The 22,685-nt window shown below is 41.5% G+C and carries 20 protein-coding genes; 9 read left to right on the plus strand and 11 right to left on the minus strand.

Going from position 1 to position 22,685, the window contains the following annotated elements; all coding sequences use genetic code 11:
• Positions 1-4 precede the first annotated feature (4 nt).
• A complete protein-coding gene (locus ACIQ6T_RS00260; protein ID WP_395783015.1) occupies positions 5-1,174 on the minus strand; it encodes a hypothetical protein in 1,170 nt (389 codons plus the stop codon).
• Between the two features lie 128 nt (positions 1,175-1,302).
• Here ACIQ6T_RS00260 and cysS point away from each other — a divergent pair, with 128 nt between their 5' ends.
• From cysS to typA, 5 genes are all read left to right on the plus strand, one after another.
• Complete coding sequence (gene cysS, locus ACIQ6T_RS00265) at positions 1,303-2,793, plus strand: cysteine--tRNA ligase (protein WP_395783017.1); 1,491 nt, start codon at positions 1,303-1,305, stop codon at positions 2,791-2,793.
• A 2-nt stretch (positions 2,794-2,795) separates the two neighbouring features.
• Positions 2,796-3,536, plus strand: a complete 741-nt coding sequence (locus ACIQ6T_RS00270) for a rhomboid family intramembrane serine protease (RefSeq protein WP_395783019.1) — start codon at positions 2,796-2,798, stop codon at positions 3,534-3,536.
• A 1-nt stretch (position 3,537) separates the two neighbouring features.
• Entirely contained in the window at positions 3,538-4,389 is an 852-nt protein-coding gene (locus tag ACIQ6T_RS00275; protein WP_395783021.1) for a rhomboid family intramembrane serine protease, read from the plus strand.
• Between the two features lie 58 nt (positions 4,390-4,447).
• A complete protein-coding gene (gene dxs / locus ACIQ6T_RS00280; protein ID WP_395783023.1) occupies positions 4,448-6,406 on the plus strand; it encodes a 1-deoxy-D-xylulose-5-phosphate synthase in 1,959 nt (652 codons plus the stop codon).
• 115 nt (positions 6,407-6,521) lie between these two features.
• Positions 6,522-8,330, plus strand: a complete 1,809-nt coding sequence (gene typA, locus ACIQ6T_RS00285; protein ID WP_395783025.1) for a translational GTPase TypA — start codon at positions 6,522-6,524, stop codon at positions 8,328-8,330.
• On the opposite strand, the gene ACIQ6T_RS00290 is transcribed toward typA, so the two are convergent.
• From ACIQ6T_RS00290 to ACIQ6T_RS00325, 8 genes are all read right to left on the minus strand, one after another.
• Positions 8,327-10,300, minus strand: a complete 1,974-nt coding sequence (locus ACIQ6T_RS00290; protein ID WP_395783027.1) for a ComEC/Rec2 family competence protein — start codon at positions 10,298-10,300, stop codon at positions 8,327-8,329. The genes typA and ACIQ6T_RS00290 overlap by 4 nt on opposite strands.
• Positions 10,301-10,318: 18 nt before the next feature.
• Positions 10,319-10,891 (minus strand): nicotinate (nicotinamide) nucleotide adenylyltransferase, encoded by a 573-nt coding sequence (gene nadD / locus ACIQ6T_RS00295; RefSeq protein WP_395783029.1) that lies wholly within the window; start codon positions 10,889-10,891, stop codon positions 10,319-10,321.
• Position 10,892: 1 nt separating this feature from the next.
• Positions 10,893-11,459: a guanylate kinase gene (gene gmk, locus ACIQ6T_RS00300; protein WP_395783031.1), complete on the minus strand. Its 567-nt coding sequence runs from the start codon at positions 11,457-11,459 to the stop codon at positions 10,893-10,895.
• A 15-nt stretch (positions 11,460-11,474) separates the two neighbouring features.
• Positions 11,475-11,747 carry a phosphohydrolase gene (locus ACIQ6T_RS00305; protein ID WP_395783032.1) on the minus strand — a complete coding sequence of 91 codons (273 nt, stop codon included), beginning with the start codon at positions 11,745-11,747 and terminating at the stop codon, positions 11,475-11,477.
• Between the two features lie 77 nt (positions 11,748-11,824).
• Entirely contained in the window at positions 11,825-12,409 is a 585-nt protein-coding gene (locus ACIQ6T_RS00310) for a sigma-70 family RNA polymerase sigma factor (protein ID WP_395783034.1), read from the minus strand.
• Positions 12,410-12,498: 89 nt separating this feature from the next.
• Positions 12,499-13,008, minus strand: a complete 510-nt coding sequence (locus ACIQ6T_RS00315; RefSeq protein ID WP_395783036.1) for a hypothetical protein — start codon at positions 13,006-13,008, stop codon at positions 12,499-12,501.
• 1 nt (position 13,009) lies between these two features.
• The gene (gene mreC / locus ACIQ6T_RS00320) at positions 13,010-13,849 is read right to left on the minus strand and encodes a rod shape-determining protein MreC (protein WP_395783038.1); all 840 of its coding nucleotides are present in this window, start codon (positions 13,847-13,849) and stop codon (positions 13,010-13,012) included.
• Positions 13,850-13,879: 30 nt separating this feature from the next.
• Positions 13,880-14,905, minus strand: coding sequence for a rod shape-determining protein (locus tag ACIQ6T_RS00325; protein WP_395783040.1), 1,026 nt, complete (start codon positions 14,903-14,905; stop codon positions 13,880-13,882).
• 323 nt (positions 14,906-15,228) lie between these two features.
• Between ACIQ6T_RS00325 and ACIQ6T_RS00330 the strand changes: the two genes are divergently transcribed.
• Entirely contained in the window at positions 15,229-16,155 is a 927-nt protein-coding gene (locus tag ACIQ6T_RS00330) for a helix-turn-helix domain-containing protein (protein WP_395783042.1), read from the plus strand.
• 53 nt (positions 16,156-16,208) lie between these two features.
• Here ACIQ6T_RS00330 and ACIQ6T_RS00335 read toward each other — a convergent pair whose 3' ends face one another.
• On the minus strand, positions 16,209-17,849 hold the full coding sequence (locus ACIQ6T_RS00335) for a pseudouridine synthase (RefSeq protein ID WP_395783044.1): 1,641 nt from the start codon (positions 17,847-17,849) through the stop codon (positions 16,209-16,211).
• Positions 17,850-17,973: 124 nt separating this feature from the next.
• Here ACIQ6T_RS00335 and ACIQ6T_RS00340 point away from each other — a divergent pair, with 124 nt between their 5' ends.
• Together ACIQ6T_RS00340 and ACIQ6T_RS00345 are read left to right on the plus strand one after the other, a co-directional pair.
• Positions 17,974-19,980, plus strand: a complete 2,007-nt coding sequence (locus ACIQ6T_RS00340; RefSeq protein ID WP_395783046.1) for an OmpA family protein — start codon at positions 17,974-17,976, stop codon at positions 19,978-19,980.
• A 1-nt stretch (position 19,981) separates the two neighbouring features.
• Positions 19,982-21,319 (plus strand): dihydroorotase, encoded by a 1,338-nt coding sequence (locus tag ACIQ6T_RS00345; RefSeq protein WP_395783048.1) that lies wholly within the window; start codon positions 19,982-19,984, stop codon positions 21,317-21,319.
• On the opposite strand, the gene ACIQ6T_RS00350 is transcribed toward ACIQ6T_RS00345, so the two are convergent.
• On the minus strand, positions 21,320-21,988 hold the full coding sequence (locus ACIQ6T_RS00350) for an outer membrane beta-barrel protein (RefSeq protein WP_395783050.1): 669 nt from the start codon (positions 21,986-21,988) through the stop codon (positions 21,320-21,322).
• Between the two features lie 81 nt (positions 21,989-22,069).
• On the opposite strand from ACIQ6T_RS00350, the gene ACIQ6T_RS00355 reads away from it, so the two are divergent.
• Positions 22,070-22,678 carry a ribonuclease HII gene (locus ACIQ6T_RS00355; protein WP_395783052.1) on the plus strand — a complete coding sequence of 203 codons (609 nt, stop codon included), beginning with the start codon at positions 22,070-22,072 and terminating at the stop codon, positions 22,676-22,678.
• Positions 22,679-22,685 lie beyond the last annotated feature (7 nt).

A 22,685-nucleotide genomic window follows, 5' to 3' on the forward strand; every position in this document is an offset into this window, starting at 1 on the left:
GATTTTAGCCAACTTTAGCACACCGACTAAACGGCTGATTGGGGTTAAAAAATAAACGATAAGTAATATATGTTTTGTCGTTTGTCGCGCCTAACTGCGAAACAAATCGAAGCATTTTCGGATTAAAATCCCCGACCCAATTCATGTCCATGGTCGTGTAGGGATAAAATGGATTTTCACGTGCAGCCGTACGAAAACGAAGTGCAATCGCAGACTCAACGCCCTTTCCCTGATGTTCCGGAACCACACCAAAAATCAATCCGCACGTGCGCGTAAGCGTTCCACGGAGCTTTAAGAGAACAAACTTAATCATCCCCCAAACATTTAATTTTCCATTTAAATGTTTAACGATTTGATTTAAATCCGGAATCACAATAAAAAAGGCAACCGGTTCTCCGGCTGGACCATAGGCGAACCAAAGTAATTGTTCGTCGATGATGGGTTTCATTTTCTGCACTAGTTTCTGTGCTTGTTCGGAGGACATGGCAGAAACTCCAGGGAACTTAGACCATGCTGCATTAAAAATGATTCGAAAATCTTCTGCATATTTAGGCAGATTCGACTTTTCGATATGTTTAAACGTATAATCCGGATTCTGATAAATTCGTTCTGCTTTTTCTTCGATTCCAGCAGTTACATTGGCTCCCGTAATCGAGGACACAAAAACATGCTGCTTAAAATAATCTTGAAATCCGTAAGCTTCAAAGTAAGCGATGTAATAAGGTTTCGTCCAAGGCATTTTATACGTTGGCTCATACTCCCAGCCCTGCACCATCAAGCCCCAAAAGCTATCGCGTTCCCCAAAGTTAATCGGCCCATCCATGCCCTCCATCCCCTTCGAAATCAACCATTGCTTGCAGGCATCAAATAATTTAAACGCCGCGGTCTTGTCTTCGATACATTCAAAAAATCCCATCCCACCCACGGGTACTTCATCGGATGATTTCGAATAAAATGCAGCCACACGGCCGATTGTTTTTCCGGTATTGTCAAGCAATATCCAACGGATAGCTTCGCCATTTTTAAACTGTGTGTTTTTTTTCGGATCAAATATCGACTCAATATCGTTATCTAACGGACGAATCCAATTCGGATCTGTCGCATATAGTTCTACAGCTATTCTTAAAAATTCTCGTTTAAGAGCTCTATCGTCCCCTATTTCCTTTAAAACCATATTGGCGAAAGCATTTTTTGACCAAAAACATACAAAGATAATACAATTCGCAAGCCCCTCATTTGTTTGGTGAATTAAAAGAATACGATTAATTTTAATTCCTTATACAGAACCCAGATCCGGTATTCATGCAGCCACTCAAAATATACAACACCCTAAGTCGAGAAAAAGAAATCTTCGAAGCGATCAATGCGCCACATGTGGGATTGTATGTTTGTGGGCCAACGGTCTATAATTATGCTCATTTAGGTAATATTCGAACGTTTACCTCCTTCGATATACTCCATCGGTATTTAAAGAAAATTGGCTATAAAGTACGCTATGTGCGCAATATCACGGATGTAGGCCACTTAGTGGGTGATGGTGATGAAGGCGAAGACAAAATTGGCAAAATGGCTAAATTGGAGAAACTGGAGCCTATGGAAATAGTACAGCGGTATACCAATGATTTTCACGAAGTACTGCAGAAATTCAATTTATTACCTCCTAGCATTGAACCCACGGCTACAGGACATATCGTGGAACAAATTGAAACGACAAAAACCTTGCTAGATAAAGGCATGGCGTATGAATCGAATGGTTCAATTTATTTTGACATCGAGGCCTATAACAAACAAGGAGGTGATTACGGTAAATTATCAGGGCGTATTTTAGATGATTTATTAACCGAAACACGGGATTTAGACGGCGTAGGTGAAAAGCGTAGCCCACTCGATTTCGCACTTTGGAAAAAAGCATCTCCTGAACATATCATGCGCTGGCCTTCCCCATGGGGAGACGGATTTCCTGGTTGGCACCTCGAATGTACATGTATGAGCCACAAATATCTAGGTGACACCTTTGATATTCACGGAGGAGGAATGGACTTAAAATTCCCACACCACGAATGTGAAATCGCACAAGCAAAAGCAGCCCATGGACGCGCCCCCGTACGCTATTGGATGCATACAAATATGCTTACTGTCAATGGCCAAAAGATGAGTAAATCCCTCGGTAATTCATTTTTACCCAACGAATTAATTACAGGGAATCACCCGCTTTTGGAACAGCCTTATAGTCCCATGACGGTACGTTTCTTCATGTTGCAATCGCAATACAGAAGCACATTAGACTTTTCAAACGATGCCTTAAAAGCTGCCCAAAAAGGCTATAAGCGCATGGCTAATGGGTTGCGCATCATTAAATCGATGACATATCCTGCGGATCTAAACGAGTCTGTGGACAGTGCGATTTTAGCTGAAATTCATGCCGACATACAAGGATGCTACGACGGGATGAATGACGACTTAAATACGGCCGTAACAATTGCCAGCCTATTTTCGTTATTAAAGAAGATTAATCAATTGTATACGGGCCAACTTAGTTTTGAGCAATTAGGACAAGCTGGATTTGATGCTTTAAAATCAAATTACATCAGCTTTATGGAGGATGTCCTTGGTTTATTAGAGGAGTTTCCTGAAAATCAGGACCAACTAATCAAAGGTATGTTGCAATTGTATCAAGACTTTAAGGCCAACCGTCAATATGACAAAGTGGATGAGATACGAGCTAGTTTCAAATCCATGGGTCTATTAATTAAAGACATGAAAACCCGCATCGACTGGGGCTACGAGGAATAAATATGTTTAGAGATTTAACACCCAACGTTCGTTTATTGATTCTCATTAACGTAGGTATGTTTTTGGCTAAATCGTTTTTGCCAGATGAATATCTAAGTTTACATTATTTTGGCGCGAAGGATTTTTATCCATTTCAGCTGGTTACCTACATGTTTGTGCATGGCAGCTTTTTTCACTTGCTGGGCAACATGTTTGGACTTTATATGTTCGGCTCTTTACTTGAGCGCATATGGGGAGCTCAGCGATTTCTTTTCTTCTATTTCTTCTGCGGTATTGGTGCGGGTGTACTCTATGTGGGGATCCAGCATTTTGTAGATTTTGCAGATATTCGACGCGCAACTGAACTTGTATTAAGCAATCCAAGCTCATTTAATTTAATGGACTACGCGCAGCATTATGCTGTAATTGGATCTCCGCAAGGTGTGGCGCTCAATATCGAATGGGTACATGCCAATTATGACGAATTTATCAATCGCAGTATTTTAGGAGGTGCCTCAGGATCAATATTTGGCATATTAATGGCGTTCGGGTACCTTTTCCCGAATTCAGAGATGTTTTTATTCCCACTTCCGATACCGATCAAAGCTAAATACTTTGTGAGTTTTTATGGCCTATATGAGCTTTATCAAGGCATCCAACAATACGAAGGAGATAATGTTGCTCACTTTGCACACATTGGTGGAATGATTTTTGCGGTGATTTTATTAAAATTTTGGGGAACAAAACGAAATAATTTCTATTGATATGCGCAGCATTTGGCAAGATATGAAGTTAATATTCCAGCAGCCCAATCGTGGTCTGATGCAGTTGATCGTGACCAATGTAGGAATATTTATTGCCTTGATGCTCACAAAGGTTACCCTTATCCTAGCAGGAAAATCTGAATTTTTCGAGTCTTTTTTGGAGCAACTAAGCTTATCATCCGCATTCGCAGATTTTAGTCGGAAACCGTGGACGTTTCTAACCTATTTTTTCGTCCATGTGGATCTGATGCATGTGGTTTTCAATATGCTGTTTTTATACTGGTTTGGACAAATTTTACAGGATTTTTTAGGCCAAAACAAAACGATAAAATTATACTTCATTGGAGGCTTGGCTGGTGCAGTCACCTATATTGGCGCCTTGAACTCCATCCCTTATTACGTGAATCAAGGACCCATTTTTTTAATGGGGGCATCGGCAGGCGTATATGCGATCGTTACCGCCGCCGCCACTTTACGGCCAAATTACACAGTCCATTTGTTTTTAATTGGACCCATTGCAATCAAATACATTTCAGGTTTCTACGTAATCTGGTCCGTGCTAGAAAGCGTCGGTTCCAATGGCGGTGGGAATATTGCTCATTTAGGAGGAGCTCTTGTGGGGGTGCTTTTTGCATTATATAGCAAACGCACACAGACTGCTACCCAGCAAATAGAAAAAGTGCTAACTTATGTAACGGTCGCTGCACAAAAAACCGTGTCGATTACAACTTCAGAAGTAGTTGACGAAGAGGAACTTAACCAGATTTTGGATAAAATTTCTAAATCTGGATTTGATAGTTTAAGTAAATTAGAGAAAAAGAGATTGTTCCAAGCGAGTCAAAAAAATGAATAAGCCAGAAAAACATTTTTACCTTTGTGTGGTTAATCTTTCACTTGAATAAATTTATATCGTGTCAACCCAATTCCCAGCCGGGCCTTTACTGAGCAAGATTCAATCCCCAGCGGATTTGCGCAAGCTTCCCGCGGATCAGCTTCCCGCTGTATGCCAGGAATTGAGACAATATATCATCGATCATGTTTCTGTCAATGGAGGTCACTTCGGTGCCTCTTTAGGTGTCACAGAATTAACCGTAGCGCTACACTATGTTTTCAATACCCCCGACGACCAGTTGGTGTGGGACGTAGGTCATCAAGCGTATGGACATAAGATTTTAACGGGCCGACAGCCGGTATTTCATACGAACCGACTTTTCGGAGGAATTAGTGGATTTCCTAAACGTTCCGAAAGTAAATATGATGCATTTGGAGTAGGACACTCAAGTACGTCCATTTCTGCTGCTTTAGGTATGGCAGTTGCATCACGATATAAGAAAGAATTCGATCGCCAGCATATTGCCGTTATTGGCGATGGTTCCATGACAGCGGGTATGGCGTTCGAGGCCATGAACCATGCAGGAGATATTCCAAATAACATGTTGATCATTTTAAATGACAACTGCATGGCCATTGACCCCAATGTAGGTGCATTAAAGGAATATCTAACAGATATTACCACTTCGCACACCTATAATAAGGTAAAGGACGACGTATGGAACTTATTGGGTAAAATGTCCACCTTTGGAAAGTCTGCTCAGGAAATTGTTTCCAAAATAGAAAATGGATTAAAAGCTACTTTGTTAAACCAAAGTAACTTATTCGAGTCCCTTAACTTGCGTTATTTCGGACCCATTGATGGCCACGATGTGGATAACCTAGCTACAATTCTTCGCGATTTAAAGGATATTCCTGGACCCAAAATTTTACATTGCATCACCACAAAAGGCAAAGGATATTCCTTGGCTGAAAAAGATCAAACGCTTTGGCATGCGCCGGGCAAGTTTGATAAGATAACGGGCGAAATTCATAAAAAGACATTTGATAATCCTCAGCCACCTAAATACCAGGAGGTTTTCGGTAATACCTTACTCGAGCTCGCGGAGAAAAATGAAAAAATCATGGGGGTCACGCCAGCGATGCCTTCCGGATCATCCATGAATATTATGATGCGTGCCATGCCCGAACGCGCATTTGATGTGGGCATCGCGGAACAACACGCCGTTACATTTTCAGCCGGCTTAGCCACACAAGGCTTAACCGTATTTTGCAATATTTATAGTTCCTTTATGCAACGTGGATACGACCAAGTCATTCATGATGTATGTATCCAAAAACTACCCGTTATCTTTTGTCTAGATCGGGCAGGACTCGCTGGGGCAGACGGGGCAACACACCATGGCAACCTGGATTTAGCCTACATGCGCTGCATTCCAAACATGATCGTGGCTGCACCACGTAATGAACAAGAATTACGCAACATGATGTTTACAGCCCAGCTAGATTCATTTAAGGATTTAGGCATGGCCATGTCGATTCGCTATCCACGTGGCGAGGGCGTTATGCCCGTTTGGCGGACTGATTTTGAGCAATTGGAAATTGGGAAAGGCCAACAAGTCTTAGCCGGAAAACAAGTTGCTGTATTGTCCATTGGCCATATTGGTAATGAGGCAGAAAAAGCATGTCATTTATTACGCGAACAAGGTTTAGAACCAGCTTTATTCGATATGCGTTTCGTAAAACCGCTCGATGAAGCGCTATTACATGATGTTTTCAAGGCATACCCCTCGGTAATCACCGTAGAAGATGCATCCATCGTAGGAGGCTTCGGTTCTGCCATTGCAGAATTCATGGTAGATAATAGGTATACCAACCAGCTGATCCGATTGGGAATTCCAGATTCACTAATCGAACACGGAGAACAAGCTGAATTATATCACCTATGTGGGATAGATTCTGTTGGAATTGCACAAAAAATAGAGGAACTATATCAAGTTAAACCTGCACAAAAGGCTGTTCACTCTGTGGCCCACTAAATTCACGCGCGCTGATTTTTAATCAATTAGCACTTTTCAAAGAAATTATACCTACCTTTGCACCTTAAATTCCCCGACTAAGGAGAATTTTAATTCATTCAACGCCTACATTTTTATGCAAAGCATTCGTAACATTGCCATTATTGCCCACGTTGACCACGGTAAAACGACTCTTGTGGACAAAATTATTCATGCCTCTAAAATCTTCCGTGAAAACCAAGAATTTGGAGATTTGATCCTAGATAATAACGACTTAGAGCGTGAACGCGGTATTACGATTACGTCAAAAAACGTATCCGTTCGTTACAATGGGGTGAAAATCAACATTATTGATACACCTGGTCACGCCGACTTTGGCGGTGAGGTAGAACGTGTTCTACGTATGGCAGACGGTGTTATCTTGTTGGTGGATGCCTTCGAAGGCCCAATGCCTCAAACACGTTTTGTATTATCAAAGGCTATAGCTTTGGGTTTAAAACCAATCGTTATCGTCAATAAAGTAGATAAAGAGAATTGCCGTCCAGACGAGGTGCACGAAAGTGTGTTCGACTTGATGTTTAACCTAGAGGCATCGGAAGATCAATTAGATTTCCCATGTATTTACGGTTCTTCGAAACAAGGATGGATGAGCACTGATTGGAAACAACCAACGGATAACATTATCCCATTATTGGATGCAATTATCGAGCATATTCCAGCTTCTAAAGTTCAAGAAGGTACTCCTCAAATGCAGATTACTTCGTTAGACTATTCTTCATTCGTTGGTCGTATTGCGATCGGTCGTTTAGAGCGTGGAACTTTGACAGAGGGAATGCAAATCGCGCTTTGCAAGGCAGATGGAAGCACGAAAAAAATGCGAATCAAAGAGCTTCAAGTTTTTGAAGGTCTTGGTAAAGTTAAAGTTGACAAGGTAGAATGTGGCGAAATCTGTGCCATTACAGGTATTGAAGATTTCGAAATTGGTGACACCGTTGCTGATGCAGAAAATCCAGAGGCTTTAGCACGTATTGCGATAGATGAGCCTACGATGAATATGTTGTTCACGATCAATAACTCCCCGTTCTTTGGTAAGGAAGGGAAATTAGTTACCTCGCGCCACATCCGTGATCGTCTGTTCAAAGAGACGGAGAAAAACTTAGCTTTAAAGGTTGTTACCACAGAAAGCGAAGATAAATTTTTAGTTTTTGGCCGTGGAATTCTACACTTGTCCGTGTTAATTGAGACCATGCGTCGTGAAGGATATGAGTTACAGGTAGGTCAGCCACAAGTTATCTTCAAAGAAGGTCCAAATGGTGAGCGCTTAGAGCCTATCGAATCATTAGTCGTAGACGTTCCGGCTGAAGTGGCTGGTAAAGTAATCGAATTAGCCACGCAAGGAAAAGGCGAATTGTTGATTATGGAACCGAAAGGTGACTTGCAACACTTAGAATTCAACATTCCATCACGTGGTTTAATTGGATTACGCTCAAAAGTATTAACTGCTACTTTTGGTGAGGCAATCATGGCCCACCGATTTATTCAATATGAAGAGTTTAAAGGTGCGATTCCTGGGCGTATCAACGGGTCTTTAATCTCGATGAATACAGGTCCTGCGATTCCGTATGCAATCGATAAATTACAAGACAGAGGGGTATTCTTCATTGATCCTGGTGAAGAAATTTATACAGGGATGGTTGTAGGCGAGCATAATCGTCAAAACGACATCGAAGTAAACCTTCAAGCAGCTAAGCAATTAACGAATATGCGTGCTTCAGGTACGGATTCAAATACCAAAATTGCTCCTAAATTAAACTTCTCATTAGAAGAGTGTATGGAATTTATCCAAAAGGATGAATACTTAGAAATTACACCTAAATCTTTACGTATGCGTAAAATTTGGCTAGATCCAAACGAGCGTAAACGTAACGAGAAGAAACCAAGCTAATTTAATTCAGGCTGCCTCAAAAGGGCAGCCTTTTTTGTGAAATTAACCGCAGGGCCTTCGCTCAAAAATGTTACCCCGCGAGAAGGTAAACCTCGGATTTGACTCAACCGGTAGATACTTGGCCTACGTACAAAATACCAATGAGACATCGGCCAAAATTTTAACCACCGCAAATCTCTATTTACTTGATCAGGCTCAATAATCAAGTCGGTGGCGACATGCGAACCCGGCGCACAAGGTTTACTCGCCACAAAAAAGCTTCGCCCCGCATACTTCCAAGCACGCGGTAAAATACGCGATATGGTGTCTTGAACGTGCGAGGATGCCAACAAAGGAACAATGTTCGATTGCACCCAAGACGGAGTTATCTGTCCATAAAGTACCGCGTGTGCTCCAGCTACCTGAACAGCTATAGCCCGATTCTCATGAACTGTAACGAATAACTCATCTTTAGGCACCCAACATATTCGCTGAAAAGTTAAACATAGAATCAGCGCCCCCATCAAAAAAATCACCCCAATTGCACGCCTATACCACCAAATCACGAGTAAACATACCATGAAAAAATAAGCAACAACCTCCCAAAAACTTAGTTGGAGCAATGGAATTACCGGTTGAAAATAATCGGCAACAAAAAACAGTAGCCCATGAAAACATTGGAAACAAAAGGAAAGTAAATAACCCAACCAAGAGAAATTAAATGGGCTTAATGCCAGAAATATAAAACCGACCGCTAACGTGATACTTGACAAGAGAATTAAAAGCGGGTTGAGAAGAAAAAAATAGAACGGATGAGGGAATTGATGAAAATAATACAAAACCAAAGGCCAAGTAAGTATTTGAGCCGCAATCGCCACACACGTAACTTCCCATAACTGATTGACTAGCCAGAATTTACTTGTATACCAATTTTTCATCTTAGACTGAAACAGGATCAACCCAAGAACTGCAGCATAGGACATCTGAAATCCAGCTTGAAAAATGAATTGAGGATCCCAGGCCAAGAGAACTAAACAAGAAAATGCAAGCGTATTGACGGGGTGATGATTTTGACGAAATGACTTAGCCCCCAAAATGACAGAAAACATCCAAGCGGAACGCAAAACAGGCCCAGAGAAACCCGTCAAGCCTGCATAAGCCCACAGAAAAAGCATAAACATCAAAAAATGTATCCCCGGCGAGCGGCGTAAAAAGCCAAATATAAATGCTAAACCTAGATACAGAAAACCAACATGTAAACCCGAGACAGACAAAATATGTATTGCCCCTAAAGAAGCATAGCGCTGCATCGTCTCAAAATCAATGGTAGATGCTACACCCAAAAACATCGCCTCCGCAACATCGCGATCGACTCCCGCGGGGAGGGCACGCTGAAGGGCCGTTTGAAAATATTTTTGACTGCGTGCCAACCAATCCCACGAATATTCTATGCTACCAAATTGCTCCCATTGGTCGTTTTTGACATATATTTGCCCGCCTACACCCTTTTGTGCAAAGTATGCCGACCAATCCATACCGCCAGGAAATATAGGTGCTGGCATAGGATTTAAATAACCAATGACTAAATAAGTAGCTCCGCGCTGGGGTGGGCGTGCCGACTTCTCAAAATAGACGCGCCAAAATCCAGAAGCGGAATGCCATGTGCCCTGATCACGCAAAGCGAGCGCACGACCTACAACTAACCATGTTTTCGCCTTTTCGATGGGTGGCTCCACTACCTCCACCACACATGCACGCATGGCTGAATCATGGGCTAGGGAACAAGGAATTTGTACTTGATCAAAACGAAAAATACTGAGGGTAATTAATGCGAGTGCGAACAAAAATTCAGCTTGAAAAAGACTTAAACAAAGGCCTAACGTGGCTAAAGGAGCCCAAGTCCATTGCGGACAAAATCGTGCCATCAGCGTTCCGAGAACCCAATAAATCAATAAACGAACATAAGGAAATGGACTAAAAAATGAATACACGACCTGAGGCGAAAAGGCCTAAAGGTAGAATTTTTTAATATCGATTTGTTGCTCCACTTGATCAGGAACTAGATATTTTATGGATTTCCCACGTTGAATACACGCGCGAATATAGGTTGCCGAAATCTGTAAAACAGGTGCATCAATTCGTGTAACATGTTTGTGATGCCACAAATCACTAATTTGCTCCTCCCCTCTTGGATAAACGAAAAGACCATAATAATCAAGTATTTGGTTATAGTTTTTCCAGCGCGTAAACTGTTCTAAGTTGTCGCCACCAAGTATAAGCGTAAATGTATGATTTGGGTGCCGTTCTGACAGATGCGTGAGTGTATCAATCGTATACGATGGTTTACGCAGATGGAACTCGATGTCGCAACTCTTAAAATTAAAATTCGCCTCAATTGCACGCTCTACCATATCAAGCCGATCGAATTCATGCAATAAAGTCTTACTTTTCTTAAGCGGGTTTTGTGGTGATACAACAAACCAAATTTGGTCCACATCCGTTTGATTCAATACGGCTTGTGCAATGATTAAATGGCCATGATGAATGGGGTTGAACGAACCAAAAAATAAGCCAATTTTCATACTATTGAGTAAGATTGTCAAATAGGCGTTGGGCTTCTTCCACCGCATTTTCTAGCACATCGTTCACCAAAACAACGTCAAATTTATCCTGAAAAGCCCATTCAAACTTCATTTTAAATATACGCTTGGAAAGCGATTCTTCTGTTTCAGTCCCGCGCGAACGAAGCCGCTCTTCCAAAATGTCCAGGGAGGGAACTTTGACAAAAACTGCCAAAGCCCGTTCTTTGTAATACTGTTTAAGCGCTAAACCACCTTTGACATCCACATCAAAAATCACATGTTTCCCTGACGCCCAAATACGTTCAATTTCAGATTTCAAGGTGCCGTAATAGGCCCCTGGATACACCTCTTCCCACTCAACAAAAGCTCCTTCATTAATTTTGTTACGAAACTCATCGGGTGATAAAAAATAATAATCTTGTCCATCTGTCTCTGCACGACCTCGTTTATCTCGGGTACACGCAGAAATAGAAAATCCCAGATTGGAATTATTTGCGAGTAATTGTTTAACAATTGTTGTTTTTCCCGAACCGGAGGGCGCAGAGAATATGATTAATTTACCTTCCAAGGTTATTGATTTAAGCTAACAAAATAAGGGAATTAAGATGGAAATAAGGATTAAAACTAAAAAAAGTTTTGCCTCAATGCGCGTAAATAAGTCCGATGGACAAGAGACGGAACATTTAGTTTTAATCGCGTTTTTCAAGGATTGTTCTAAGTTGTACCCTTCTTGACAAGGTAAACACTGATCTTTATTAGCCAAAAATTGAGCCTCTTCGGCTGATGTTGCTTCCTTATCTAAGATTCGCTGAATCACCTGAAGGCATTCTTTATGATGTGTGCAACTCGTTTTCATACCCTATAGCTTACATTTTGGACTCATACCTAACAATGGTCAAGGTCATTTTAGTTCGTTTATTCAATGACAAAGTGTCATACATATCCTTTTGATCTAGCATAGGTAGTCAAAGCCTCTTTAAGTAAAGTCCGCGCACGATGTAGTCGCGAACGCACGGTGCCAATCGGGATATTCAAAATTCGAGCCATTTCTTCATAGCTAAATTCTTCAAGATCACAGAGTATAATGATCATGCGAAAATCGACAGGTAGGGCTTGAATCGCCGCCGTAATTTCATCGCCAAGCATTTCATTAACAGTTTCTGCCTGCAAATCAGCTTGAAAGGCAGGTTCCGAATCTTCATCCCCTGTGATTGATTGCTCGACCCATTCAAACTCAACTTTGGATGGCCCCCGTGATTTTTTACGGTAATCATTAATAAAATTATTCTTAAGTATGCGAAATAACCAGGCTTTGGCATACGTCCCTGGCTCGAAGGAATGAATAAAGCGGAAGGCTTTCATGCACGTATCCTGTACCAAATCACGCGCCTCATCCACGTCATTCGTTAATTTTAATGCGAAATTGTACATCGCATCCATGTGTGGAAAAAACTCTCGCTTAAAAGTAGCATGCGCCACAGTTGGAGAAATTTTAGAATTTTCTATTAGAATATCCATAAGTTAGGCATTTAGGCAAAATTTTGCGTGCACTAACTCTTGCAATTCCGTATCCAAAAAATTTCGAAGAAATAATCTGCCAAAAAGACTTATTGGTCCCGATTGAAAAATTCCAATAACCCAAATACGAGTAACCCTAAAATAGCTGAACTGAAGGCGCGAACTAAACTAAGGCCAAACATCGCAAGATCACTCGCTTCAAAAAGAAACAAAATCAAATGATGCGATACGAGCATTAAACCTACATACGGAAAAAACCACAGCCATTTCATTTCAGATAACGAGATTTCAGACCGCTCATCATAGCCATTTGCAGGTGTTAAAATCCGAAAAAAAGTAGGCCGTAACAAGGCAACTAGAACCGTCCCAAAGGCATGTAGTCCATGGGTATTATAAAACACATCTATGATCCAACCAGAAAAAAAAGCAACCACAAGTAATAAAGGGGTGGCTACACGCATGGGCGCTTTGATAATTACCCACACGTAAATAAAGCAAAAAGCTACGTTGGCAAACGCAATATCCCGCAAAAATAAAACCTGCAAAGCCATTGCTGCCGTTGCCCCCAAAAACCACTTCACCGATAAGCTCGTATTCATGCTATTCCGCTTTAGGTTTATTTTGCTCCAATTTAGCTTGTTGGTAAGCTAGTCTGTTCTTTATCACATACACATATGTCAACGTAGAAAACTGTGTGAGCAACATTACTTTTATGTCATGAAATGTATCATCCTTTTCAATCCCTACTTTCGCAACGATCCCAATGGGGACGTTGGGAGGAAAAACGGCATTGTAATCAGAAGTTACAACAGTATCCCCTTTAACCACTTTCTTATATTTTGATACATCCATTAATTCACCTACTTCCGCTTGGTAGCCAGACCACTTCATATAGCCCAATTCCCCTGAAGATTTCAATTTAGCAGAAACGGTATTACTCGTATGTAATACGGAAACAATCAGCGACAAATTTTGAGTACACGACATGACTTTACCCACAATTCCCGTGGATGAAATCACCGCCATTCCTGGTTTAATTCCATCCGCAAGTCCTTTGTCTATTGTCAAATAATTTTGAGCCAATTGCGTCGTTTGATCCATCACTTTGCAGGCAACAGCTTGATAGCGATTTAATAGCGCCGCACTCGCAAAATAAGGTATTTTTCCAGTTGGTTGCTGCTGACTACGCAACTGCAATAATTGCGTGTGTAATCGTGCATTTTCCGCGGCTAACTGCGCATTTACAATACGTAATTGGTGATACTTTTTAACCTCCTGAGTGGTAGATAAAATCGAAGCAGCCCACTGATTAGTGGTATTAAAATACCAGGTATGCTGGTATGAATTGTAACTAAAAATCGCCCAAAGATTCACAATTTCCAACACCAAAAACAGGAGGAATGTCCGCTGTCTCAGTAGGAATTGGAACAATTGATTCATGCCAAACGCAATTAAAAATGAATGGAAAATCTAGGTAATTAAAACTGCTTTATATTTTTCCAAGTTTTTCAAGATTTCTCCCGTACCGCGTACTACCGCCTTCAGCGGATCATCAGCCACGTGTACTTTTAATTGAGTCTTCTTTTCGATACGCTTATCCAATCCGTGTAACATCGCTCCTCCACCGGCTAAGTGAATTCCATTGTGGAATATATCCCCCGAAAGTTCAGCTGGAGCACGTTGCAAGGTTTCCATGATGGCTACCTCAATTTTCGTAATCGAACTATCCAATGCGTAGGCAATCTCCGAGTAGTTGATTAAAATTTCCTTGGGAATACCCGTCATTTGATCACGTCCACGAATCTCAAAATCTGCTGGAGGATTATCTAATTCCGGTAATGCAGCGCCAACTTGTATTTTAATTTGTTCAGCAGAACGCTCTCCGATAACCAACTTGTGCTCACGCAATAAATAATCTTTAATGTCACGTGTGAATTCATCTCCAGCAACACGAATCGAATTTTCAACGACAATTCCACTTAAGGATATGATCGCAACTTCGGTTGTTCCACCACCAATATCAACTACCAACGAGCCATTAGGCTGCTCAATATCAATACCAATACCAATAGCTGCGGCAATAGGCTCATGAACCATGTAAACCTCGCGAGCGCCCGCATGCTCAGCTGAATCCTTTACCGCACGCTTCTCAACTTCCGTGATACCTGATGGTATACAAATTACCATGCGCAATGCTGGAGTGAAAAAGGAATTACCCTTGTCCATCATTTTAATCAAACCGCGCATCATTAACTCTGCCGCAGTAAAATCAGCAATAACGCCATCCTTTAAAGGACGAATAGTTTTAATATTATCGTTGGTTTTCTCGTGCATCATCATGGCTTGACGACCAACAGCCAACACTTTATTTGTGTTCCGGTCGAGCGCAATGATGGATGGTTCATCCACAACCACTTGATCTTTGTGAATAATCAAGGTATTTGCAGTTCCTAAATCGATTGCAATGTCCTTGGTAAGGAAATTAAATAGTCCCATGGTGTTTCAAAAAAGGGCGTCAAAGCGCCGCCTAATTTCATAAAAAACAAATTTACAGATAAAAAATGACCTAATAATTTATTTTATTTCAATTTTCTGCCAACTCTAAAAATAATTATAAAAAACAGACTGGCATTGATTTATAAAGTTCTCAAAGCCCTCAAACGAAGCTTATAGGTATATTACAATAATATACGTCAAAAATGATTTGTCATTTTCGTTAAAATATTACGCTAAATAATTTGGAATTATTATCTGATTTATTAGTTTTGTCCAAGTTTTTAAAATCAAAGTAGCGTTTAGAGCCATTAATTCAGCATTTTATGGAAGATTATAATAAGATCATCGAGTCCCTTGGAGTTAAATTTATCAAGGCCCGAAACATTAGAATATTACAACCTATTCGCATCAAAAATTACTACGATGTAGAAAACTCCCTCTTGATTTTGTACAAAGGGGAGGTTTCATTTGGCGAAGAAGATACTCCTGTAGAAGAAGGTGATATGCTTTTTATTCCAGGCGGTAAAATGGTTAGCGTAACCTATGGTAACGCTGAAAAACCAAAGGCTGTCAATAACGAGGAATTCATGACACACCGTGAATTATATTTTGATCTGAATATGGATTCTTCCCTAATTGGATCACATCAAAATTCATTTGGTATGGTTGCTTTTGAGGCAAAAGTTTTTGATTCGGTCAATTTCTTTACCTCCTTAGACATTCCTCCTTTTTTGATCAAGAAGGACGAAAAATTAGCACAAACGATCAAGGAGATTTTGCTCGAAGATTTATCGGATGAAATCGGGAAAGGCCGTATTATAAAAATTAAAACGGAAGAAATTGTCATCGAAGTTATTCGGTACATTATCCAAAACCGTTTGTTCGTCGAGCAGCTAGCAACGAACAGTACGTATTTCAAAGATCCACGTTTAATAGATATTTTTGCGTACATCAAAGATCATATTGGTGGCGACTTATCCAATAAAGTGCTCGCAAATGTTGCGAACGTTTCCGAAGATTACGTTGGCCAATATTTCAAAATGTTGACCGGTATAAATCCACAAGACTATATTGAATATCAACGCATGGAAGCGGCCGTTGGCCTACTTCGCACAACTAAGAAATCCATCCGTGCGATTGGTTCTGAAGTTGGGTACAAAGACACGGCCTATTTCTGCCGTCGATTTAAAATGATGTTTGGTATTCCTGCAGGAAAAATGAGACGCCGCGAATCATTGATGAATATTTAATATGTACTTCCAAATCAAAGAAAAGGCCCGATGAGAATCGGGCCTTTTCTTTGTTATAATAGGTACTTCAACTTCACTAACTCGCGCTCTGTTAGGTAGCGCCAACTTCCTCGAGGTAGATCTTTTTTAGTTAACCCTGCAAAAGTTGTTCGGTCCAATTTAGTCACTTCATAACCCAAGTGTTCAAAAATACGACGAACAATGCGGTTTTTACCTGAGTGAATTTTCACGCCAACGACATAGCCATCGGGAGTTACTTTCGCCAAATCATCTACTTTAACTTCACCATCTTCTAAAGTTAAACCGGCCTTGATTTTCTCAAAGTCCTCATCCGTAAGCGGTTTGTCTAATTCGGCTTGATAGATTTTTTCAATCTCATTCGATGGGTGCGTCAATTTATCTGCTAATTCGCCATCGTTTGTCAATAAAATTAAGCCCGTTGTGTTTCGGTCCAAACGACCTACCGGATAAATACGTGCTTCGCCCGCATTTTTCACTAATTCCATAACAGTCTTACGATCTTGAGGATCTTCCGTTGTCGTTAAGAAATCCTTAGGCTTATTTAATAATACATAGGCTGGCTTCTCGCGGTTTAATCTACGATTACCATATTTCACCACGTCGGTCGGGTTCACCTGATAACCCATTTCGGTTACCACTTTGTTGTTCACTTTGATTTCACCAGCCTCAATCAACTTATCCGCATCTCGTCGCGAACATATACCCGCATTGGCAATGAAACGATTTAAGCGAACCTCGTCTCCTCTTCGCTCCGTTTGAGCAATTTTCTTTTGAATTTTGGCAGGAGCGCGCTCCTTATAACGATCTAATTTATATTGTGGGGTAAATGCAGGAGCTTCATCATGCCGATTTCTACTTTTGAATGTTTCTCGTTGCGAAAATTTAGTTTTTCTAGCACCCTCTTCACGTGGGGTAAAAGAACGACTTTCCTCTCTTGGTTCAAAACTTGGTTTTGATTCGCGCGCAGGTCGAGGCTCGAAATCTCCCCCGTCGCGGCGGTATGGTGTAGGCGTATTTTCTCCTCCGTCAAATTCTTGTCGTGGCGTCCTAGGAGTAAAAGGTTTTCCATTATATGCACGGCGCTCACCACCTTCTTCACGAGGAACACGAGGCGTGTACGGGCGATCACTAGATTCTTCCCGGTTGTAAGGCCGACGTTCACCATCATCTGCACGTGGTGCGCGAGGCGTGTACGGACGATCGCTAGAACCTTCGCGGTTGTATGGTCGGCGTTCACCATCATCTGCACGTGGTGCGCGAGGCGTGTACGGACGATCACTTGATCCTTCCCGGTTGTAAGGTCGGCGTTCGCCACCTTCTGCACGTGGTGCGCGAGGTGTATACGGACGATCGCTTGATCCTTCCCGGTTGTAAGGCCGACGTTCACCATCATTTGCACGTGGCGCGCGAGGCGTGTACGGACGATCGCTTGATCCTTCCCGGTTATATGGCCGACGTTCGCCACCTTCTGCACGAGGTGCGCGAGGTGTATACGGACGATCGCTTGATCCTTCCCGGTTAAATGGTTTACGCTCTCCTCTTGACTCGCTGCGCGGTCCTGTCGAACTATCTCCAAAATTTCTTGCTGATGATCTACCTTCAGATCTTGATGCGGACGCGTTACGCGGTGCATCTGAACGACGGTTGTCGTCCTTTTGAATTCTTTTTCTCATAAAACATGCAACATCACTGCTGTATTAATTCGGAATAATATTCCTTACCTATTTGATAATTTCTACAAATGTACATGAAAATAATGAGCATAGCTTATTACATTTGAAAGTTCTTACTTACGCTATGCCTCGATTCATATCAAATTTAGCCTGTCCATTGATTTATGTCCTGATTATTTCAATCGGGACCGGCTGCAGTTTCATGCAATCGGTTACACAAAAAGGACAAAACTATTTTGAACGAGGAGAGTACGATTTGGCGATTCAAACGCTAAAACCTTTAGCAACCAAAAACAAGCTTGATAATCAATCCGCGTATATAATTGGCGAATCGTACCGCCTCTCTAACCGCATCAGCAACGCGCTTCCCTATCTCGAAAAAGCTTTAACAGCCGGAATACCAGACGATTTACTCAGCTATCATATCGCCATGGCCGCTAAGTCTACGGGTGACTATGCCAAAGCCAAAACTTACCTTGAAAAATTTCTACTCGCTAAACCCAGTCGGCCTAATCAAATAAAAGCCGAAATGGAATTAGAAAACCTAAGCAAAATTCCCGATTTAATTAAGCAAAAAAGTCTTGTTCAGGTTTATCCAATCATTGGAAATACAGCTCAAACTGAATTTGCTCCAGTTTTACAGGGGGCCAACTTACTTTTTACAAGTTCGAGTAAGCCACTGATTTACAAGAATAATGGATTACCCTTTTTGGGTTTAGTGACTGCCCCATTAAAATCCGAGCTTGAGATTGGCACACCCACATTTTTTAGTAAACAAATCTATTTAGAAAATGCGAATGATGGCACCCCAGCCTTTTCAAACGATGGTAAAAAAATGGTTTTTGCGCGCGGAAATACGGGCAAAAAAGATGCTTCGCCTGATGTAGATTTATTCATTTCTGCCAAAATTGGGGATTCATGGTCCACCCCAGAACGACTGGCTATATCAGATTCCGTCGCATGGGATGGTAGTCCATGCTTTTCAACCGATGACCGGACCCTATATTTCAGCTCAAACCGAAGAGGTGGAAAAGGTGGGCTCGATTTATACCGCGTTAATATTGATAATTCGGGAAGATTTGGCCGACCGATTAACATGGGATCAACCATAAATACCCCGGGAGATGAAGTATTTCCACAAGTAAGTGACGCCGGTAAATTATATTTTGCTTCTGATGGACACCCTTCGATTGGAGGTCTGGATTTATATGTGGCCAGTCGGAACGAAAATGAAATCGTTGTTGAACACCTAGGCACACCTCTGAATTCCATTGGGGATGACTTTGCCATTTGCTTCTCTGATTCCACTTCTGGATATTTTAGTTCAAACCGACCAGGTGGCAAAGGAGACGACGACATCTATTATTTTAAATCACCTCAAGCTGAGAATACATGGTGGGGAATCGAAGATCCCAAAAAACTCAAAGAAAGCCCCATTAACAAAACAGTCGCTTATCATTTAAAAACGCGTGTCGTAAATTTAGAAGGGCAAGCAATTCCTGGTGCGAGCGTTAGCATCAAACGCGAAAATGAAGAAGCTCAGGTATTCAGCTCCGATAAACAAGGGTATTTGCCCATTTTTGACCTACTGGAAACAGATGAGCTAAACTTTAAGGGATCAAAAGAATCCTACCTAACCGTTCGAAACGCATTCTCCATGCAAGGTCGAAACATTCCTGTAAGCAAGCTCACAAAGGACCAAACAGATACAACGTATACATTCGAATTAGCGATGGACCAACCGGAAGTAGGCCAAGAAATTTCCCAATTATATGGAATCTCTTCCATCTATTACAATGTAAATAAATCAGATATTAGGCCAGATGCCGCACAGGAATTAGATAAAGTCATCTATTTTCTAAATGATAATCCACAAATAAATTTAGAATTAGGTGCGCATACAGATGCTAGGTCAACGAAAGCCTATAATCAGAAATTATCGCAAGCGAGAGCTGAGTCTGCAGTTAACTATATTTTAGCTAAGGGAATTAGTCAAACACGCATAAAACCTAAGGGTTTTGGCGAAAGCCAATTGCTGAACGCGTGTGTGGATGGCGTGGATTGTCCGGAAGAGATGCACCAACAAAACCGTCGGACGGAATTCAGAATTACCCAAATCAAAATCGATTAACATGGCTCAGTATCTATTGCAGAATGCCCAAATAGTCAACGAAGGAAAAATCAGTTCGGGAGATATCCGAATTAAGCATGGACGTATTGACCAGATTGCATCGCAAATTAGTGCCACACCTGCCGATACGGTAATTGACTTGACGGGCAAATATATCTTTCCCGGGATGATCGATGATCAAGTTCATTTTAGGGAGCCTGGTTTGACACATAAGGCGACAATTGCGAGTGAAGCGCGTGCCGCAGTGGCTGGTGGCGTAACTTCCTTTATGGAAATGCCCAATACCGTTCCCAATGCATTGACTCAAGAACTATTAGCTGATAAATACCACATAGCGCACGAAAATTCGTTGGCCAACTACTCCTTTTTTATGGGGGCGGCGAATGACAATTTAGAGGAAGTGCTTCGCACTAATAAACAAAATGTATGTGGAGTTAAGGTATTTATGGGTTCAAGTACGGGAAACATGTTGGTGGACAACATGAAAACACTTGAAACCCTATTTGCTAGTAGCGAAATGTTAATTGCGACACATTGCGAGGATGAGTCTACCGTGCGCGCGCGGTTGGAATTGTTTCGTTCAAGGTATCCAGAGGATGCTCCATCCTTCATTCATCCATTGATTCGAAATGAAGAGGCATGCTATTTATCGTCCTCTATGGCTGTGGACTTAGCTAAAAAGTCAAACACCCGCTTGCATATTCTGCATATCAGTACAGCGGAGGAGATTGCCTTATTTGAAACGGGGAAAGCTGTCAAAGATAAACGCATCACTTCCGAAGCCTGTGTTCACCACCTGTGGTTTGATGCATCGGATTACGAAACCTTAGGTGACTTAATCAAATGTAATCCGGCTATAAAGGAAGTAAGACATCGCCAAGCAATTCGGGCTGCATTGCAATCCGGAGCAATTGATGTTATTGCAACGGATCACGCGCCACATACGTGGGAAGAAAAACAACAAGGATATTGGAAATCACCTTCAGGTCTGCCTTTAGTACAGCATCCACTTTTGATGCTATTGGAAATGTCCACAGAAGGCGTCTTGAGCCTGGAACAAATCGCTGAAAAAACGGCTCACCATGTTGCAGAATGCTTTCAAATAACGGAAAGAGGATATATTCGCGAAGGTTATTGGGCTGATTTAGCTATCGTCGACATGCAAACTCCGTATACCGTTTCTAAGTCAAATATTGAATACCAATGTGGGTGGTCACCTTTGGAAGGACACATTTTTCCGCACAGCATCAGCCACACATTTGTATCCGGCCATATAGCTTACCAGGCGGGTAAATTTGATCTTTCGAAAAAAGGGGAACGTTTGTTATTTACGCGTTAACTATAAAATCTCGTCGAAAAAGACACGCATGTAAAAACCAAGTGATTGATTGCGTAATTCACCTGGTTTCGTGGAAATATCCATAAAACCCGTTTGATACGTAAGACCAAAGGAAACAAAGTTTTGTGTTACTACGCCAATACCCACTTTAATACCCATATCTAAACGGCGAATATCCCGAGAAAAACTTTCACCGGTAGTTGTAACCGTAGCAAAATTTCCTGCCGCTGTCTGTGCCCGCTTTTCATACGTTGAATTATCCCACAAACCTATGCCCAAATATGGACCACCCCAAATAGAATAGCCACTACCAAACTCAGATAAACTACCTAGCTTGAATTCAAAATTTGGGCTTACGTCTAAATACTGGGTAGTAATATTACGTTTGGTATATGCCGAATCAGAGAAAGTAGTCTTGCCACTGAAACCGCGCTGTGATAAGGTTAATTGAGGGCTAAAATTCACACGCGATGTAATGGGATACTGAATACCAATTCCTAACTCCAATGAGGGCTTGAAATAGTAAGATTCGTTTGAAATGCCGCTGCCTACAAATCGCGCCGACTTTGCCTCTAAATGGAAAATCTTTTTCGGCTTGTATTTTTGAGCGGAGATTTGGCCAACGAATGCAAAAATGAAAATAGTAAGCAGTGTAATTTGACGTAACATAAGGATACCTTTGGAAATAATCTTCAATTTTAACCCATATTTATGTAATCACCAAGTATTTTTGATTAATGGGTACATTATATGCAAAATAAAGTGAGTACGCTTTTATCATATTATTCACCGAATGGGATTGAGGCTGGACTCGACGAAGCGGGTCGTGGGTGTTTAGCAGGCCCTGTAGTCGCGGCAGCTGTTGTTTTATCCAAAGACTTTTATCATCCCCTATTGACCGACTCGAAAAAACTATCGGCCAAGCAACGAGAAACACTCATCGAAGTCATAAAAACCGAATCCATAGCGTATGCAATCGCCGAAGTAGATCACGCGAAAATTGATGAAATCAATATTTACAAGGCCAGCGTACACGCGATGCACCTAGCGGTAGAACAGCTTTCCATTCGTCCCGATCATTTGTTGGTGGACGGAAACCGCTTCATCGAATATCCATTTATCTCACACACCTGCATCGTCAAAGGGGATTCGAAATTTTTTTCCATTGCAGCCGCTTCGATATTGGCCAAAACCTACCGCGATCAATGGATGCGCGAGGCAGCACTCCAATTTCCAGGATATGGATGGGAACGAAATGCAGGGTATCCAACCTTAGAACATAGAAAAGCTGTACTAAAAAAAGGATTTAGTCCAATCCACCGAAAAACCTTTCGTGTGGAAATAAAAGAAATAAGCTAAATTAGAT

Origin of the sequence: Aquirufa sp., assembly GCF_044377215.1 — a bacterium.
In the GTDB taxonomy this organism is placed as follows: Bacteria; Bacteroidota; Bacteroidia; order Cytophagales; family Spirosomataceae; genus Aquirufa.